We start from the raw sequence: 17,442 nt of genomic DNA on the forward strand, positions 1-17,442 counted from the left end.
ACCGTTCCTGGCAATTAAGTACCACATCGGCTGAAACCTTTATTAGGCAGTACTTCCAAGAGACAATTTTTCAAGAAAATCATTGATCCGATGACTTTTGGAAGACGACAGGGATGCCAAAATCAATGGGAGGAGGGCAACGGTCCATGTCCAAACTGTAACGACCAAACCGATTAATGTGCTGCGTCCAATAAGGACTAAGCGCTGCGATGGTTTCGGGTTCAATGCAAACGAAACGAAGTAAGTTGGAAGGTAGCAGACAACTATTGATAAGTTCTACTAAAGATGGAAAAACCCTACTACAGATGGGTTGGACTTTTTCTGGACTGATTCAATTCCAGAATCTTATACTACAAGCGTAATCTTGCGGGCTTTAAGGACTCCAAAGCCCGATCTCATCGTTGACTCGTTGCTCGTTTCGCAACTATTCAAGCTCTACAAGCCTATTAGTAAAATTGATGAGTCGCCTGACCGATTAGCAATGTTGGTAAGTATTGATACTTCTCTAGCGCATATGGCCCTTTTTCACACGAATTGTTGCCATACGCCGGGATGGGGATAGAGGAAAACGAGCAGCGGCAGAGAAAAGAGTGTTAAGCCGGAAAGCGTTGCTGTGTAAGGGGTTAAGATGCAGTCGAGTAGGACATCGCTGCCCTACCCCACGTACCGACGATCGCGCCTTAAGGAGTGCTTATGGATGGATCTCATCGGCGGCGACGCTACTAGGTCCGAACGTCAGCACAAAGGTGGTTTGTCCACCGCCACTCTCAACGTGGATTTGACCACCCAAACGTGCGGTGAGCTGTTTCACCAGGGCTAACCCCAGTCCGGTGCCACCATGTTTCCAGGGGTCGTGGTTGGGGATGCGGTAGAACTTGTCGAAGATGCGCTCGTATTCGGTCGCTGGAATCTCGACACCCGTATTGCTGACGCGCAGTTCTAAGGCTGCTGGCGTAGCTCGAGCTGACACCGTAATGGTGCCTCCGGTCGGCGTGTATTTGCAGGCGTTGTGCAGGAGTTCCGTCAGAATCCGTTCCAGGTAAGGTAAATCGGTGGTGAAGGGGGGAAAATTGGTAGGAAGATGGAGGGTTAAGTGCTGCTGCTGTTGCTGGGTTCGTTCGCTAAAAGAGTCTGCCAGGTGCGGCAGATAGATCTGGAGGTTAATGGTGGTGAGAGTGAGTGGTTCTGTGTCAGCATCCAGTCGCGCCAGATCTAGCAGATCGTTGATTAACGTCAGCTCACGTTTCCCCTCCTCGCGCAGGATTTTGAAGTAGTGATTAATCGCGTTGGCGGCATCGTCTAAAACGCCCAACGGCTCCAAACTAATTTCTAGCATTTGGGTCGCCATTTTAATGTTAGACATGGGCGTGCGGAGTTCGTGGGAGACGGTGCTGAGGAAGTCATCTTTCAGTTGGTTAAGCCGCTCCAACGCTTGCACCTGCGCCTGGGCTGCTTGATAGAGACGCGATTGTCGCAGCGCGATCGCACATTGGTTGGCCACCTGCTGCACCAGGCGGACATCCTGGTCATCAAACACCTCACCGGATGGTTTGAATAGCCACAGATCCCCCAAGACACCCTGGTCATCTATAAGAGGCACTGCCAGGGTGGTCTGTCGCTGTTGATCAGCACGCAGCGGGTGAGGCGTAACATCGCTGAACTGGCAGCTTCGCCCACTGAGCAAGTAGGGATACACCTCGGGATGGGTAGCTGTCGCCAGCTCAAAGGTGCAGCCTTGAGCGGACGCGAGGGTGTTGGTCACTTCGTAGGCGATTGTAGACGTGGTTTGTTCCGCGTTGTAAATACCCGCATCGCAGGCACCGATCGATAATCCCTGGGCGAGTGCCTCAACGGACGTTTGCAAAATGTGCCTTTCATCCAGGCTATCGCGCACACGATCGGTAATCCGTTTGAGGAGGGCTTCAAACTCTAAGGCTTTTTGGAGTTGGGCTGTACGCTCCTGAACCTGCAATTCCAGTCTAGTGTTGCAGGTTTGCACCTGCCGATACAATTCTGCTTGCTGAATGGCGATCGCAAGCTGGGTCGCTAGGTGTTGCAGTAGTTCAATTTCTAAAGTTGCCCATAGGCGCGGTGCGTTGCACTGCTGAGCGACTAGCAACCCCCACAGGTGGTTGTCTTGCAAGATCGGCACAACCAGATTGGCCCGCACCTGCATTTGTTCTAACAGTGCCACATGGCAAGGATCAAGCTCATCGGTGTAAATATCATTGGATGCCTTCACTCTGCCTTGGATATAGGGTTTTCCCTCCGTTTCCAAAAAATAGGTATCGGTGATTTGCTTGCCCAGGATTGATGTCCATCCCACCGCCACGGCTTCCGCAATGATGCTGCCACTCCAGTTGGGTTCAAACTGATAGATGATCACCCGATCGGTCTGCAAGAACTGCCGCACCTCGGACACAGCGGTCTGGAGGATGTGGTCTAAGTCGAGCGTTTGACGCATCTGTTGGGTAACCGTCAGCAGCAACCGTCGTTGCTCAGACTGCCATTGCAGGTCCAGTTCTGCCTGCTTCAAACGGCTAATGTCAATGAAGGTCACCACCACCTGCAGCAGGGACCCGTCAGCGGCAAACTCTGGAAAGGCCGTGACTAAGCCCCACTTTTGTGACTGATCGCCCCGCCTGATCCCGACCACATAATTTTTGAGGGGTGCATGCATCGCTAGCACGCGGTTGACCGGATACTCCTCCACGGGCATCACGCTGGCATCTTCACGCAGAAACTGCCAGCCCGGATCAATCGCGACTTTACCCAGCATTTGCTCCCTTGACAGCCCTAATAAAGCACAGGCAGTGTCATTACACTGCAAGATCTGGGTATCTGGAGCATGTACTACCAAACCGGTATTTAAGTGGTTGACCAGGTTATAGTACTGCGCTTCACTTGAGCGTAAGGTGGTGCCTGGGCGATCGCAGCTCACACTCACTAGGCACTGTTGGTGTGAGCTGCAGTCGGTGGCACTGTCTGCTGTCTGCTGCTCTATCTGACTTTCTAAGTGTTGCTGGCGTTGGCGCAGTGTAGCCTGCTGGACAGCGACCCCTAGTGGCAGAGCGATGTGCTGCAAGAACTGCACCTCCAGGGGTTGCCACTCATGCGGGCTGCGACAGTGGTGGGCAATTAACAAGCCCCAGAGGGTACTCTGGCTGAAAATTGGTACCACCAGATTGGCTTGTACCTGTAAGCGTGCCAAAAGTTGGACGTAGCAAGGGTCAATCCTGCCGTTGTGCACGTCGGCAATGGTAGTGGTGTGTCCTTGTTGATAGCGTTCGACCCAAGTGGCACCCAAGCACGGGTCATAGAGCCGTTGTCCCAGCAGCGGTGTGCCATCGGCACCAACAGACTCAAAAGCGACAACAGCATCCTGATCCTCTAGGAAGCGATAGATGAGCACACGATCACATTGCAGCAGGGCTCGGGCATCGGTGATCACCCACTGCAAAAGGCTTTCTAGTGCTAGACCGTGTTGGATCTGGGCAGTAATGTCTGCGCTTTTCTCGAGAATGACCTCCAAAGCAAGCAAAGCGGTTAACGAATCTCTAGACACCCTAATACTCCCAAAGACGGAGTCGTCTTTTTGACACAGCGACTGTATTAATCTTGACCAGAAGACCCTCTCTGCAAACAAGCCACCATCACACCATATCAAAACAACATCATGAGACAGCCAAAGTAAAGGCTGGCTGGTTGAGAACCCTAACGCCTGCTGCTACAGTGCACCTGTAGCAGCAGGCAGCCTGACCGGAATCTGTATCACAAACTCAGACCCCTTGCCGACCGTCGAGAAACAGTCTAATTTGCCGCCGTGTTTCTCGGTAATAATTTGATAGACCAGCGGGCGCATTTGAACAGAAAGTTACGGTTTTGGCTAGAATCCTTATGCCACAAGGTTTTCATTTCCCATAAAGGCAACCGCTAGAAAAACAACCATTTTCTTTGTGCCGAGCTTTTTGACGCTATGAGGTCTTGATCAGCACAAGAAAACTCATCAAAAAATCAAAATCAGGTTACATGGTCAGCTCTAAGTTTCCTGATACATCGAAACCGTAACTTTCTGCATGGATGCGCCCGCTGGTCCCAGTAATTAGATTGCTAAAAACATACTAAGACTTAATCGTCTCAAAGTGGACTATACCTTTTTGAGGGGTTGTGCAAAGAACCCCAACCAGGGATCATGCATTTGAGTATAGATATTTAGGGCTTGATTGCAAATGTCTAGTTCAGTTTCTGACCGTCTTCAGCAACAGTCTGAACGAATCATGGGTTTGTGGGAAGAGCGGGCGCGTCAGGAAGTTGATGCAGCCATGCATCAAGATTCACTTCTCTTGCGAGATTCACTACCGCTGTACTTAAGACAACTGGTTAATGAGCTTTCAACCAACATTGAACGAACACCCACTCGCACTAGAGCCGACGAGAAAGAAAGCACACGAACTGGCAAGAAGCGTGGGCGTGAACGGGCTGGGTATGTTGACTACTCCATGCCTCAACTCATCTTCGAGTACCATATCCTCCGTCAAGTCGTCTTTCAGGTTTTAGAGGAAGAAGTGCCTTTAAAGATGCAGGAACGAGACATCATTATTGACTCCTTTGAGCAAGCGGTGAATGACGCGGCTACGCAATTCTCCCAAACCCTACGCGAGATTCAGACACTGTTTACGGAGACGCTGACTCACGACCTCAGAAATCCCATCACGATTGTTAAAACGGGTATGTATTTGATACTAGGACGGCTGGGACAAGGTGAGACCAATGTGGACAATGTGGCAGCACGGATCATCCGTGCTGCTAATCGAATGGATGTGATGATTCAAAATCTGCTTGATGCCGGTCAGTTACGGGCAGGGCAGAGCTTAAAGCTGGAATGTGCAGTTTGTGATTTAGAGCAGCTAGTTCAGGATGTCGTGGCAGACTTGAGCTTTGCTTATAAAAATCGCTTTGTGGTGGTGTCGGAAGGACCGATCATGATCTATTGCAGCCGCAAAGAAATCCAGCGGGTGATTGAAAACATTGCCACTAACGCTGTGAAATACGGTGCGCCTGGTAGTCCGATTACGCTGACACTTCAGCAAACTGCCACGCAGATCAGCCTAACGATCCATAACGAAGGCAGCCGATCTCCCCAGACGCACAGGCGATCCTGTTTCAACAATTTCGTCGCACCACCGCTACTGGAGAGCAAACAGGCTGGGGCTTGGGCCTCTTTTTAGCCAAGAGTATTACCGAAGCGCATCACGGGACGATCTCGGTGGAAAGTGAGGAGGGCAAAGGGACAAGCTTCATTATCATTCTACCCAAGGGCGAGGTGCAGCCATGAGCGCTTCCAACCATTAGACCTATTGCGGAATAAAAAATTATGGTGAGAAGCTGAGAAATCCTAAACTGGGAGAACATGGGGTTAAGATGCAGTCGAGTAGGACATCACTGCCCTACCCTCTGCTACAAAACCGTGCTTGCCAGTTTTCTGGCACACGGCTCCTCAACCATCGGGTGCTTGTCTTGCATACCATTAGCCGTTGGCAAACTGCCTTAACTCATGGCTTAGTGGCTTTGTTTTAGCAACTGCAACACCAACTGCTTCTGCTGACGCTAGAGGTTGGTGCTTCATCCATACGTAGTCGTTAACTCGCTCATGACGTGTGCATTGCGACTCACAACGCAACTTTCCTGATGGTTGTGTCTCCGTCGGCATATCCTCTGGCTTTCCCAAAGGCATTAGCTTCTGAGACAATCCCTCCCTCACCAGGCTTGCGGCTGACTACCTGCTCTTGATCCAGTGATCAGGAGAACAATGGTGAGGGTTACCTCGTTCCCAACTTCCGTTTTGCGCTGCACGTAGGCTCCCACTTTCCACCGGGATTGTATGAGAGTGCTAACAGGTCAGATCGGCAACTGCCTGCCTCGAATCCGTTCCCTTTTGGGCAAGCCCGTAAACCCGCGTGGGCTTGTTCACCTTTGACGATGGTTCAGATGTGGATTCACTGGCGTTAGCCCTATGCAGCTCTGCTCGACGGGATTCTCAGTCGGGTTCTGAGTGACCGCCTTTTAGCCCTGCTTCAGATGCTTGAGAGTCAGTCGCACACCTGAGGGCTAGGCTGTTACCCCAGCACTAGGGGAGATGGAATTGTCCCAAAGGGACGCACCACACAGAAGTTGAGTTATCAAGGTTCAACACCCTGACTCTGCTTTATTTCAAGCCTGGTGGAGGGGCTTGACTTGGGCAGAAACGAATCGCACGCCGACATAAGGGCAAAAAGGTGCCAGTACAGATTTTACTTGGGGTTGAACCGATATACGACTAAAAAAGTGCAAGATAGGCTGGAAAGCCTTATTTGGATTGAGTTTTAGAGAATCTATTGAAGCGAGGCTCAGCAGCACTTCTATGGAAGGGGCAGAAGTACTACGAGAGAATGGGGCTTTCAGCCATTGAAACCGCATCAAAAGAGGCTATGTACGACTGATTTTTGATTAGTACAATGTCGCCTCTACGTAGCAACAGAACAAAAACCAACGCTAAGGCTAAATTCCTTGCTGCAAAGGAAGTGTAGCCTTGAGTTTTGTCGCTATAGTTGTCGCAGTGAACGCAACCCCTGTCTACTTGGTAACTAAAGTCAGGCAACTGGACTGATTCGCCAAGTCTTCCTGCTTGCGTTGGCGCAATTCTCCCTGGCGCGCAACCATCAGAAAGCGGCGCAGGGAATGAATCGATAGCGTTGGGAATTGTTCCTTTGCTACGTAAAGGCGGACTACTGAATTTACCAAATCTTAGCCCAGCGTTAACCTATTGAGAGCAGCAATCTCATAGACTAAACCTGTATCAACAGCTACAATTTAGAGCGTTTCTCAATTCCCATGGAGAAACGTTTTTATCCTCACTTTCAGATTTTAAGAGAGGAAATATCTCATGACTTCTCAGCAGATAGAGCGCCCCCCTAAACAATCCCTGCGTGACCAAGACACCTTTGATTTACAGGATTGGATTAATCAAGTTAGACGGCAGAATCAGAGCAGACCGGATTTTGAGGAGTGGGCCATAGAAGTCAAAGCCCAAATGCTCAGATCCTTGGGAAAACAGGTAACACCCTAACTTAACTACAATTTGTCTGCTGTAATACACAAGTCTCAGACATCCCCGTAGCACCGCTCTTTTCAGGGGAATAGGTCATTAAATAGACAACAACGAAGCGTTAAAGCTTTACTTTGTGGAGGTACACTTGCCAAAGTTTCGCTCACCTAGAAGTCGTCATGGCTTAAGGCTTGTCTCAACCAATTCATCGATCTGATCCCAATGCTATCAGCCGTACTCCAGATGCGGAAATGGACGCAGCCCAGAAAGACCTGAATGGTGCAGCCCCTGACTAAGACACTGTAGATGGTCTTACTCCTAGCCCCTCGGATGCTGTACTTGAGGACACGATCGCTGATGATCAAACGATAAGTGTGAATCGGCACGCAGGATAGGGAGTTGAATGCGCCTTTTGCGGGAGGGGTAATGCTTAATGTTACGTCCCTCCGTTCTTGGGTATTAACTTTTTAGGCGATTGCCTAGATCAAACCCAAATGAATCTATTCACATCATGCTTTTTGTACCGCAATGAACACTTAAAAATGAAAGGATTTATAAGTTTTTAGAGAAAAGCTGCTTTTAATCTGACACTCACTTTCAAAGTAAGTGAAGTCAATCTACCTTTAGAGTGAAAATACCTTGTTGGTAAGATTACGATACTCAACTAGATTTTTTACTTTCAATTGACCCAATAGAATTTGTTTAAGATAGAGTTAAGAAGATGGGATCTTCTAATTCTAAGCCAGCCATGAGATTTAAACTGGGCGATAAGATGTATTACATTGGCTCAAATCAGATGATCCAACAGGACTATGGTAGGCAGGAGCTAACCATTTTTGCCGTAGATCCAAAGACTGGTTACGTAGCCTGTACTACAGCCCAAGGCCAGTGGTTGGTGGGAGTCAATCCGAGAGAGAGCCAACCCATTGAGAATCCGGTGCCCCAGGTAGCTCAGGAGGCAAGTTAAAGGAGAATGGTTATGGTGGGGCGGTTTATTTCAATTGAAGTTGATTTACTGGATAACAGCTTAGCGGTACAAGCAGAAATTGGGAGTATCGTAGCACAGTGGCAGCCTTGTCTTTGCTGGATTGTTTCAGATGTAGATCCGAAACGAAAAAAATTGGTCGTTGATGCCGTGGTTTTAGAACGGAATTAACTGAACAGGTAATAGTTTGCGGAGTTTGCGGAGCAGATGAGCCGCCTAGTGATCATAGAGGGAGAGTCCATCAAACCGGGAGCATCTGAGTTTTCCGGTAAACGATTCATGAAGGCTCTAGCTTCGCTCAATTCGCATCCAGAGATACTTTCCAGGGTATTTCCAGCGTCATAGGTGGCTCCTGTATTCAAGGGCTTGAGTGCTTGCAACTGCCATCGTCGGGGCGGGGTAGGGATTCCCCATTCAATCTTTTGTAAGCTCTGAATCGTGGCCAAAACGATTAAACGATCGCCCACTTGCAACCGGATATCATCGGAGGGCATCAGTTTCAGATGAGCATCAGCATGAGACGGGTACGCGATCGGCACCACTTCATAGCCGTAGACAACCTGTGCCAGAAGTTTACCATGCAAAGTATCGGTTGCCTCGATGTGGTATTCCGTCACCAGAATGGTTTGATTAGTTAGCCGAAACAGACTCAGGATATTTTCACCAAAGGCTGCTCCCGCAAAGACCTTTTTCACTAACTCAAACCTTCACAGCAATTCAGAATGTGCTGCTTTTCAGTAAACTTTTCATTGAGGTGAATCTACGCGCTTACTTCTTCCCCTCTTGAGAGTTTTGGCGCTCGCCCCCATCCGTTGTGTCTGGTCGCGGGCAAGAAGATCGTCACTGTTGCCGAAACCTTTTAAGGTCGCAAAAAGCTATAAAAATACCCCTAGTTGTTCACTAAGGGCAGCGAGTGGGTGTTTTTACATCGCTCGTGTCAGGGCTGACTTATAAAACACGATCGTGTCTCGTTGCTTAGGCGGCACTCTTGCGCTGTTGCCTACGGCGGACTGCTGCCATTCCAGCCCCGGCGAGTGCCAGTCCTGCCATGGTCGTGGGTTCAGGCACCGCTTCCGATGGACGCTCTGTGAGGCTGACTGAAATTGTATTATCTGTAGACGCGACTACACTGAATTTGTCAGCGTAGTCGGTTTCAATGGCTGGGCTGCCATCAGCACCGTAGTCAATAGCACCGAAAAACTGGTTGGCAAAAGATAAGCCTATGCTGTTGTAGAGATAGCCGAACCTCTGTTGGAAAACGTCGGTTTGAAAAGCAGCCCGCACCAAAGACAGGTTAGTGATGTCAGATTTTCCATAGGGTGTGCCCTCATGCGTGAAGCTGGCATCCAGCAAGCTGCTTAAAGTCCATGTTTGCTCCTGAAAACCGTCGTCAGGCAGTGAGAATTGACTATCCGGCGTATCATCCACCTGAACCCAACCCGTGGTGGTGGTGGTGTCCGCCCACTGAATATTGAAGTCATAAAAACTAAGGGCTTGAGCTGCTTCTGCTGACAGCACACTCGCACCTAGCGTTAGTCCAGCCGCCACCGTCGCAAGCGAGGGAAGAAATCGAGTCATTGTAAGAGCTCCTCTCAGGTAATAGTTATGTTCCTTGGTTCAAGGAATACTAATAGCTACGGTACCGATTTCTTCTGAGTAACGCGTGTTCTCCCTTACTCCTTCACGGGAACTTTACGGAACTTTCACGATAACTTCAGTGAATCTACACGGGAGCTTCACTGAATCTACATCCTGCTGAAGAACTGTATTGACCGTCGCTGCTGATGTGTTTACGGATACGACTATGCTCCCTGCAAAAAGCTGTCAGCGTGATTATTAATAGCTTTACGCGTCTCTCTGGTCAGAAGTCGCTCGTGGTTTTAGAGAGCAGTGGAACGGTAAATGCACTTAAGGCTCCTCCAATGAATTGCGCAGCATCCTCAATTCGCCTCTAGAAACCACCTCTGGTACTGCGAAAGAATAACGTCCCAGCATGTGGATATGCCCATAAATTAACGGAGATAGTCGAGCCACGTCAGCATCCAGGACCAGCGGGCGCATCCTTGCAGAAAGTTACGGTTTCGATGTGTCAGGAAACTTAGAGCTGACCATGTAACCTGATTTTGATTTCTTGATGAGTTTTCTTGTGCTGATAAAGACCTTATTGCGGCGAAAAGCTCGGCACAAAGAAAACGGTCGTTTTTCTAGCGGTTGCCTTTATGGGAAATGAAAGTATTGCAGGAGAAGGATTTTGGCCAAAACCGTAACTTTCTGTTCAAATGCGCCCGCTGGTCCTTTTAGCGGTTGCTTTACTTGGGTGCCTGATGGCTTAAACTGTCCCGTTTTGAGCCATAAATGGGACACTTCAAATTGCGAAGAACGATTTTGCGCCGTTTCAGGCTTCTAGTGTTTGATCAACCAGTCGCCGAAAATGGGACAATCGGCGCAGTTGACTCTAAATCCTCAGCAACTGCACCGATGCGCTCAATTTTGCTGTAAGTGTTGAGTGAGAGAAAGCCAAAGCCAACCTTAGAGGCCACATCTAGAATCGTGTAAAACATCGTTTCAAAGTCCTGACCGATGGCATCAATGCCGGTGGGAGCCAAAATCCAGACAATCGGGTAAGCCGTCCAAAGCATCAAATGAATAGTAATCAGACGGTTAAAGGCTGTTTGGGTGCGGGGACGATTGCGCTCAGCCTCGTGCTTGAAGGGCACCAGCAGTAAATAGATCACAGCTAAATATGCAGCAGAGCTGACGACATACCAGATATAGTTGATCGGCTTGGGGGAGAGGGTTGCCACTAACCCCGTCGCAATCATAAAAGCATTGGACCCCAGCAAACTGCCCGTTAGAGGAAGACTGGTGCGACCCAAAAAGGCAAAAATCAGCAACAGCAGTGGTGTAGACAAAGACCAAGTAATATAGCGAACCCAAACGGTGGGGCGACCATAAACTATGCTCTGCCCCTGCCCCAAAGCCGTCGCTAAATAAAGAGCGCTGGCAATCAGGCAGATAAAAAAGCTGAGCGTATATAGCTTTCTCCAGCCTTCGGTTTTAGCATTGTGGCTACCAAAGCCAAAAAATGTAGCGCCCAGCGCCATGCAAGTTACTCCAATCCAAAGCCAAGTTTGAGCCATAGCAGTTGCAATCACCCCAAAAGTTTACCCATACCGTCTCAGACTCACGACTCTGTCTGCATGATTCTAAGGGCAGATTCTTGGGGATAGATTTTGGGATTTGAGTCGTAGCTGATGCGTATCTGTCTCTCGAATAGCGATTGCTACTGGTTACGATAAGCGAGCAGTTAACTGGGTAGAGGCAGGGTTTATCTTTTGTTGCTTAGCTTTGCACAAATTTCTAGCAGATCAATTGGGATATGGAGCAACAGGCGGGTTTTATAAGTTCTACTCATTGGCTGCAGCAGCGTACCACAGACTGATTGGACTACAACTGTAGTAACTTCCACCAATAGAGAGATGTCAATATAAGTAAAGCAGGCAATAGTGCAAGGTGTATACAAAATACTACGAAAAAACTGGCATTCGATTTAACTTCTGCCTCAGTTCATCATTTCCTTACAGACTAAATTATTCATATCCCATAAGCTATGCAAAGCGAAGAATCACGCCCCATTTCTAGCGAAATTTCAGGAGAGAAACTGCCTTATCCTGCGAGCCAAGCAGACATGGCGCTTCAGCCTGATACCGACTTATCGAGCTATTTACCCGCAGGCAAACTTAGCGGCAAAGTTGCGCTAGTGACAGGGGGTGATTCGGGAATTGGACGGGCAGTTGCCTTGGCTTTTGCAATGGAAGGGGCAGAGGTTGCCATTTTCTACAACGAGAACGAGGAAGATGCAAACACGACCCGCACAATGGTCGAGGCTCAAGGGCAGCGCTGTCTTGCGATCAAGGGTGATGTGCGCCACTCGGAAGACTGCCGTCATGCGATCGAGCGGACAGTTGTTGAACTAGGCGGACTAAATATTCTCGTTAACAATGCCGCTTATCAAATGGCGCAAAAGAAGTTTGAAGATATTAGTGAAGAACAATTCCGCCGGACTCTTGAAACCAATATTTTTGGCTACTTCTACATGGCGCAAGCGGCTCTTCCTTACCTTTCGGCAGAGGATGCGATTATCAATACGGGCAGTATTGTAGGCTTAGTTGGGAATGAGATGCTGATTGACTATTGCGCCAGCAAGGGAGCAATTCACGCTTTTACAAAAGCACTGGCGTTAAATTTAGCCGATCGCAAAATTCGCGTCAACGCCATTGCCCCAGGTCCAGTTTGGACACCCAACATCCCAGCAACAATGCCGATTGAAGAAGTCGAAAACTTTGGGCACGAGGTTGCGTTGGGTCGTCCCGGTCAACCCGAAGAACTCGCTCCAGCCTATGTATTTTTGGCATCTAAAGACTCTAGTTTCATTACAGGCAGCATTATTGAAGTCACGGGCGGTAAACTGTCAAGCGGCTAACAATTTCAGTGCATTTCTCAGTGTATTAATGAAGGGCAAACTGCTTCAAACAAAATCAACGGAACACATTCATGGAGCAAACCCCTTACCCGTCTGGAACAGTTCGCCATCTATTAAGTACTTCACAAGTCACGCCAAAAACTAAGGAAGTTCTTCAGCAAAGGCTGGAAGTATCTGACTCGAAACCCAGCTTTTTTGATCAAGCATCATTTGCGATTCTTCAAGCTGCTGCCGCTCGGCTGATCCCTCAAGTAGAAGTCGAAGCGATCGCCCTAGCTTTAGCACTCGATCAACGGTTGGCAACAGGAATCGGGGACGGTTGGCGTTATGACACAGTGCCGCCTGACTCCAAAGCCCATCAATTGGGATTGCAAGGGCTAGAAGAGAGTGCGCGATCTCTCTTTGGCAAAGGATTTATATCTTTAAATGAGGCTGAACAAGATGCGGTGCTGCAAGCAGTTCAGCAAGCAAAAGCACCGGGAACAACTTGGGAGACGCTCCCTAGCGATCTATATTTTGAAGAGTTGCTGGTTGAACTAACGGAGGCATACTATAGCCACCCATTAGCGCAAGAAGCAATTGGCTATGTAGGTATGGCAGATGCTCACGGCTGGCAGGCGATCGGGCTAAACCAGTTAGAGCCTTGGGAGCCTCAGACACTCACCGATGTAGTCGATATCGACACAAAGATAGATTCAAAGGCAGAGCAAATTCCCCCGATTTCTACTCCTTCACATCCGGTAACACCCCCGATTGTCTATTCTCTCGATCACCCGGTCGATGCGGTTGTCGTTGGTACAGGTGCAGGAGGTGCGCCGCTGTTAGCTCGTCTGGCACAAGCAGGTCTGTCGGTTGTGGCACTAGAAGCCGGAGAATTCTGGAATCCGGCACAAGATTTTGCCACGGATGAGAGATCGCAATCCAAGCTGTTTTGGACAGACGAGCGATTGAGTGCAGGAGAAGACGCGATCGCCTTTGGCAACAACAATTCAGGCATTGGCGTAGGCGGTTCGACTCTGCACTACACTGCATATGTGCCGCGACCGCAACCCGATGATTTTCATCTGCATCGTGATTTTGGCGTGGGAATAGACTGGTGCTTGAGCTACGCAGATTTGCAGCCTTACTACGAAGAAGTCGAAGGTTTTTTAGGTGTATCGGGAGCATCACCTTATCCTTGGGAACCCGATCGCGCTCCCTATCCGCTTCCACCTCTACCGCTTAACGGCGCGGCGCAACTAATGCAGCGGGGCTGTCAAGCTCTGGGCATTCGGACTGCTCCGGCTGCGAATGCTGCCCTTTCTGCGCCTTACTTTCAGCCCGGAGTCGGTTGGCGATCGGCTTGTACCAATCGCGGATTTTGTCAGGTAGGATGCAGCGTCGGCGCAAAAGCCAGCATGGATGTTACGTTTATTCCACTCGCCCTTCAGCACGGGGCAGAAGTGCGATCACGTTGCTTTGTCACTCGCCTAGAAACCGATGCGAGTGGTCAGATTACGGCAGTCGTGTATGTGCAGGAAGGACAGGAAAAACGTCAGCCCTGTCGATCGCTCTTCTTATGTGCGGGAGCGATCGAAACGCCGCGCCTATTGTTGCTCAACAGCCTGGCAAACTCCAGCGGTCAGGTTGGGCGCAACTTTATGGCGCATCCAGGGGTACAGGTGTGGGGACAGTTTCCTGAAGATATTCGTCCTTATAAGGGCATTCCGGGCGGGCTGATTTCTGAAGACACGCACCGCCCTCAAGACGCTGATTTTGCGGGAGGATATCTGTTGCAGAGTATTGGCGTAATGCCCGTCACCTATGCCTCCCAGCTTGCACGGGGATCGGGACTGTGGGGCGATCGCCTCCGTTCTCATATGTTTGGCTACAATCACACGGCAGGCATCAATATTCTGGGTGAATGTTTACCCTACGAATACAACTACCTGGAATTATCGGATGAGAAAGACGATCGCGGACTGCCCAAACCGCGCGTCCACTTTACCAATGGTGAAAACGAGCGGCGGATGAATGCCCACGCTGAAGCCTTGATGCGTCAAATCTGGTCAGCCGCAGGTGCAGAAAGTTTATGGACTTTTTCGCGGAATGCTCACACGATTGGCACTTGTCGCATGGGAACTGATCCGACTCAAGCTGTGGTTGATCCAGACGGGCGATCGTTCGATGTACCCAACCTTTACATCATGGACAACTCCATTTTTCCGAGTGCTTTGAGCGTGAATCCGGCTTTAACGCTGATGGCGCTGTCGTTACGAGTTGCCGATCGCTTTTTGCAACAAGCTCAACCAGGAGAACAATAAGTGGCGCAAGGATTTCTCGATCTAATTCAGCAGCGATATCACAACGGTCAATATCCGGGTGATAGACAGGGCGGCGCAGCAGGTTCGACTGGAAGCGGACTTCCCAGCCACAAACCAGGGAATTTCATGTTCGCTACCGGAATCGAGTGTTCTTATCCGACAATCAATCAGGGGCGCACCCGCCGCGACCAGCTTGCAGAATGCGGGCACTATCAGCACTGGCGCAAAGATTTGCAGCTTGTAAAAGATTTGGGACTGGGGGTGTTGCGCTACGGTTTGCCCTATCACCAGATTCACATGGGGGCAGGACGCTATGACTGGAGTTTTGCCGATGACGTGATGCAGGAAATGCGGCGATTGGAGATTACTCCGATTCTGGATTTGCTGCACTTTGGCGTTCCCGATTGGTTGGGCAACTTCCAAAACCCCGAACTGCCAATTCACTTTGCCGACTACTGCGCTGCGGTTGCCGATCGCTATCCCTGGGTGCGCTACTATACGCCCGTCAATGAGATTTATATTACGGCGCGTGTCAGTGCCAAAGACGGACTTTGGAATGAGCAGTTGAAAGACGATCGCGCCTTCGTAACGGCAATGAAGCACATTGTCGCTGCCAGCATTTTGGGGACTCAGCGCATTGCCGAATGCCGTCCCGATCTAGTCGTCATCCAAAGTGAAAGCGCCGAATACACGCACGAAGCCTGCGCGGTGCAATCGCGGGAAGTGAAGCTGCTCAATAGTCTTCGCTTTCTCTCACTCGATTTGCTGTATGCCATGCCGCCCGATGCTCATGTCTGTATGTACCTGCTGGATAACGGACTCACCCGTGAAGAATTTGATTGGTTTATGGTAGGTGAACCGCCCGGATTTCAAGTCATGGGCAACGACTACTACGGACGCAACGAACGCATCATGCTCGCAGACGGCAGCATTTGCCAGGGCGAAGACACATTGGGCTGGTATCAAATTACCCGCGAGTATTACGATCGCTACCGCAAACCCGTCATGCACACTGAAACCAACGTTTTTGATGCCGAAAAAGCTCCCTGCTGGCTCTGGAAGCAGTGGGTCAATATTCTACGAATGCGGCAAGATGGCGTTCCTGTCCTCGGCTTCACCTGGTACAGCCTCACCGATCAGATTGATTGGGATATTGAACTCGCAGAGGTTAAAGGAACGGTGAACGCCTGCGGTCTGTATGACCTTGACCGCAACCCCCGACCCGTTGCCCAGGCATACCACGACTTGCTGAAGGAATTTGGTCAAATTACGATCGTCCCGCACGGGGAAATGTTTGAGGTTACAAACGAGCCAGCCATGCTCAAGGTGGAGATTTAACCCGTGCAGCACATCGTCAACGGCACAAAACTAAATGTCTTGGAGCAAGGTGAGGGAAACCCAGCGTTAGTGTTTCTACACTACTTTGGCGGTTCAGCAAACTTCTGGACAGAAGTAATCGCGCAACTCCGGCACGAATGTCACTGCATCGCCCTCGATCTGCCTGGCTTCGGTGAGTCTGAACCGATCGCAGGCAACACCGTAAAAGATATGGCAACCTGTGTTTTGGCTTTGGTAGAGCAGCTTCAGCTCAAGCAATACATTCTGGTCGGTCACTCAATGGGCGGTAAAGTTGCTCTGGCAATCGCAGCCACTCAAATCGCTCAGCTAAAATCACTGGTGCTGTTGGCTCCTTCACCCCCAACTCCAGAACCGATGGAGGACGCAGAACGATCGCACCTTCTACAAACCGGGGGCGATCGAGCCGCAGCAGAGAAAACTGTCCGCAAAATCACGGCTCATTCACTACCTGATCGCTTATTCAATCGCGTCATTCAAGACAATATTCATAGTTCTCCTGCCGCGTGGCGAGCCTGGTTGGAGTGCGGCAGTCGCGAGGATATTTCTGCCCAAATGTCTAGAATTGCAGTTCCAGTTTTAATCGTAGCTGGCGCGGAAGATCCGGTTATGTCCAAAGATATGCTTCAGCAAGAAGTGGTCGATCGGCTTGCAATCGCTCGCCTGGTGGTTGTGTCGCAGGTCGGGCATTTGCTGCCGATCGAAAATCCTCAGGCTGTCAGCGAATTGATTCAATTGACGATCTGAGTCGGCTCCTATATCCAAAGTAGGTTGATGCAGCATAAAGGCAGTCCTAGGGTTAAAGGGTATATGTTAGAAGCTATGCAAGTACTGACTAATTGGGCATTAGGACAGGATGAAATCTATGGAGTCTGGGCTTTTTGTGATGTTGAAAATGCTGCATCGGCACGAGTGATGGAGAAAGTTGGAATGCAGAGAGAAGGTATGTTGAAGCGTTGGTTCATTCACCCTAATATTTCTAAAGAGCCACGAGACTGTTATTGCTATGCAATCAGCAAGTAAGCTCCAAAAGCAGCAAATGGTGAGCAATCGCGGCATAACACCGCAATGCACCGAAACTCTGAAGTATGCTGGGGGCTAGCGAAGATTATCTGCGTCCGATGCATTGCGAACGTTATCTGTAAAACAAACGACCGTTTGTTTTACGGTTGGGGTTTGTCAGGGTAAAGTAGCGTTTCAGCCTCCAAACTCTGTAAAACAACTTGTCAAT

The 17,442-nt window shown here is 49.7% G+C and carries 12 protein-coding genes and 2 pseudogenes; 10 read left to right on the forward strand and 4 right to left on the reverse strand.

The window, feature by feature from the left end; genetic code table 11:
* Window positions 1–691: 691 nt before the first annotated feature.
* Window positions 692–3,565: a GAF domain-containing protein gene (locus tag JOY44_RS28435; RefSeq protein WP_171575784.1), complete on the reverse strand. Its 2,874-nt coding sequence runs from the start codon at window positions 3,563–3,565 to the stop codon at window positions 692–694.
* Window positions 3,566–4,577: 1,012 nt separating this feature from the next.
* On the opposite strand from JOY44_RS28435, the pseudogene JOY44_RS28440 reads away from it, so the two are divergent.
* From JOY44_RS28440 to JOY44_RS28465, 4 genes and pseudogenes are all read left to right on the forward strand, one after another.
* Window positions 4,578–5,335 (forward strand): annotated as a pseudogene (locus JOY44_RS28440) (sensor histidine kinase).
* A 1,587-nt stretch (window positions 5,336–6,922) separates the two neighbouring features.
* A complete protein-coding gene (locus tag JOY44_RS28455; protein ID WP_171576792.1) occupies window positions 6,923–7,105 on the forward strand; it encodes a hypothetical protein in 183 nt (60 codons plus the stop codon).
* A gap of 727 nt (window positions 7,106–7,832) precedes the next feature.
* On the forward strand, window positions 7,833–8,051 hold the full coding sequence (locus JOY44_RS28460) for a hypothetical protein (RefSeq protein WP_207211235.1): 219 nt from the start codon (window positions 7,833–7,835) through the stop codon (window positions 8,049–8,051).
* 12 nt (window positions 8,052–8,063) lie between these two features.
* Window positions 8,064–8,240, forward strand: a complete 177-nt coding sequence (locus JOY44_RS28465; protein WP_171576794.1) for a hypothetical protein — start codon at window positions 8,064–8,066, stop codon at window positions 8,238–8,240.
* Here the strand turns inward: JOY44_RS28465 and JOY44_RS28470 are convergent.
* The 3 genes from JOY44_RS28470 to JOY44_RS28480 form a co-directional block, all read right to left on the reverse strand.
* Window positions 8,237–8,764 (reverse strand): TrkA C-terminal domain-containing protein, encoded by a 528-nt coding sequence (locus JOY44_RS28470; RefSeq protein WP_171576795.1) that lies wholly within the window; start codon window positions 8,762–8,764, stop codon window positions 8,237–8,239. The two genes, JOY44_RS28465 and JOY44_RS28470, sit on opposite strands and share 4 nt — an antisense overlap.
* A 280-nt stretch (window positions 8,765–9,044) precedes the next feature.
* Window positions 9,045–9,647, reverse strand: coding sequence for a PEP-CTERM sorting domain-containing protein (locus JOY44_RS28475; RefSeq protein ID WP_171576796.1), 603 nt, complete (start codon window positions 9,645–9,647; stop codon window positions 9,045–9,047).
* A gap of 836 nt (window positions 9,648–10,483) precedes the next feature.
* The gene (locus tag JOY44_RS28480) at window positions 10,484–11,209 is read right to left on the reverse strand and encodes a bacteriorhodopsin (protein ID WP_171576797.1); all 726 of its coding nucleotides are present in this window, start codon (window positions 11,207–11,209) and stop codon (window positions 10,484–10,486) included.
* Between the two features lie 470 nt (window positions 11,210–11,679).
* Here JOY44_RS28480 and JOY44_RS28485 point away from each other — a divergent pair, with 470 nt between their 5' ends.
* From JOY44_RS28485 to JOY44_RS28505, 6 genes and pseudogenes are all read left to right on the forward strand, one after another.
* Window positions 11,680–12,552: a glucose 1-dehydrogenase gene (locus JOY44_RS28485; RefSeq protein WP_171576798.1), complete on the forward strand. Its 873-nt coding sequence runs from the start codon at window positions 11,680–11,682 to the stop codon at window positions 12,550–12,552.
* A gap of 71 nt (window positions 12,553–12,623) precedes the next feature.
* Window positions 12,624–13,127: pseudogene (locus tag JOY44_RS31910) on the forward strand (gluconate 2-dehydrogenase subunit 3 family protein); the annotation flags it as partial.
* Between the two features lie 177 nt (window positions 13,128–13,304).
* Window positions 13,305–14,855 carry a GMC family oxidoreductase gene (locus JOY44_RS28490; protein ID WP_242541943.1) on the forward strand — a complete coding sequence of 517 codons (1,551 nt, stop codon included), beginning with the start codon at window positions 13,305–13,307 and terminating at the stop codon, window positions 14,853–14,855.
* Window positions 14,856–16,193, forward strand: a complete 1,338-nt coding sequence (locus JOY44_RS28495; RefSeq protein WP_171576799.1) for a family 1 glycosylhydrolase — start codon at window positions 14,856–14,858, stop codon at window positions 16,191–16,193.
* A 3-nt stretch (window positions 16,194–16,196) separates the two neighbouring features.
* Window positions 16,197–16,958 (forward strand): alpha/beta fold hydrolase, encoded by a 762-nt coding sequence (locus JOY44_RS28500; protein ID WP_171576800.1) that lies wholly within the window; start codon window positions 16,197–16,199, stop codon window positions 16,956–16,958.
* Window positions 16,959–17,021: 63 nt separating this feature from the next.
* Window positions 17,022–17,234 (forward strand): GNAT family N-acetyltransferase, encoded by a 213-nt coding sequence (locus JOY44_RS28505; RefSeq protein WP_281063347.1) that lies wholly within the window; start codon window positions 17,022–17,024, stop codon window positions 17,232–17,234.
* Window positions 17,235–17,442: the final 208 nt, after the last annotated feature.

The sequence above is a fragment of the Leptolyngbya sp. Cla-17 genome, from assembly GCF_016807185.1.
Taxonomy (GTDB): domain Bacteria; phylum Cyanobacteriota; class Cyanobacteriia; order Leptolyngbyales; family Leptolyngbyaceae; genus ULC077BIN1.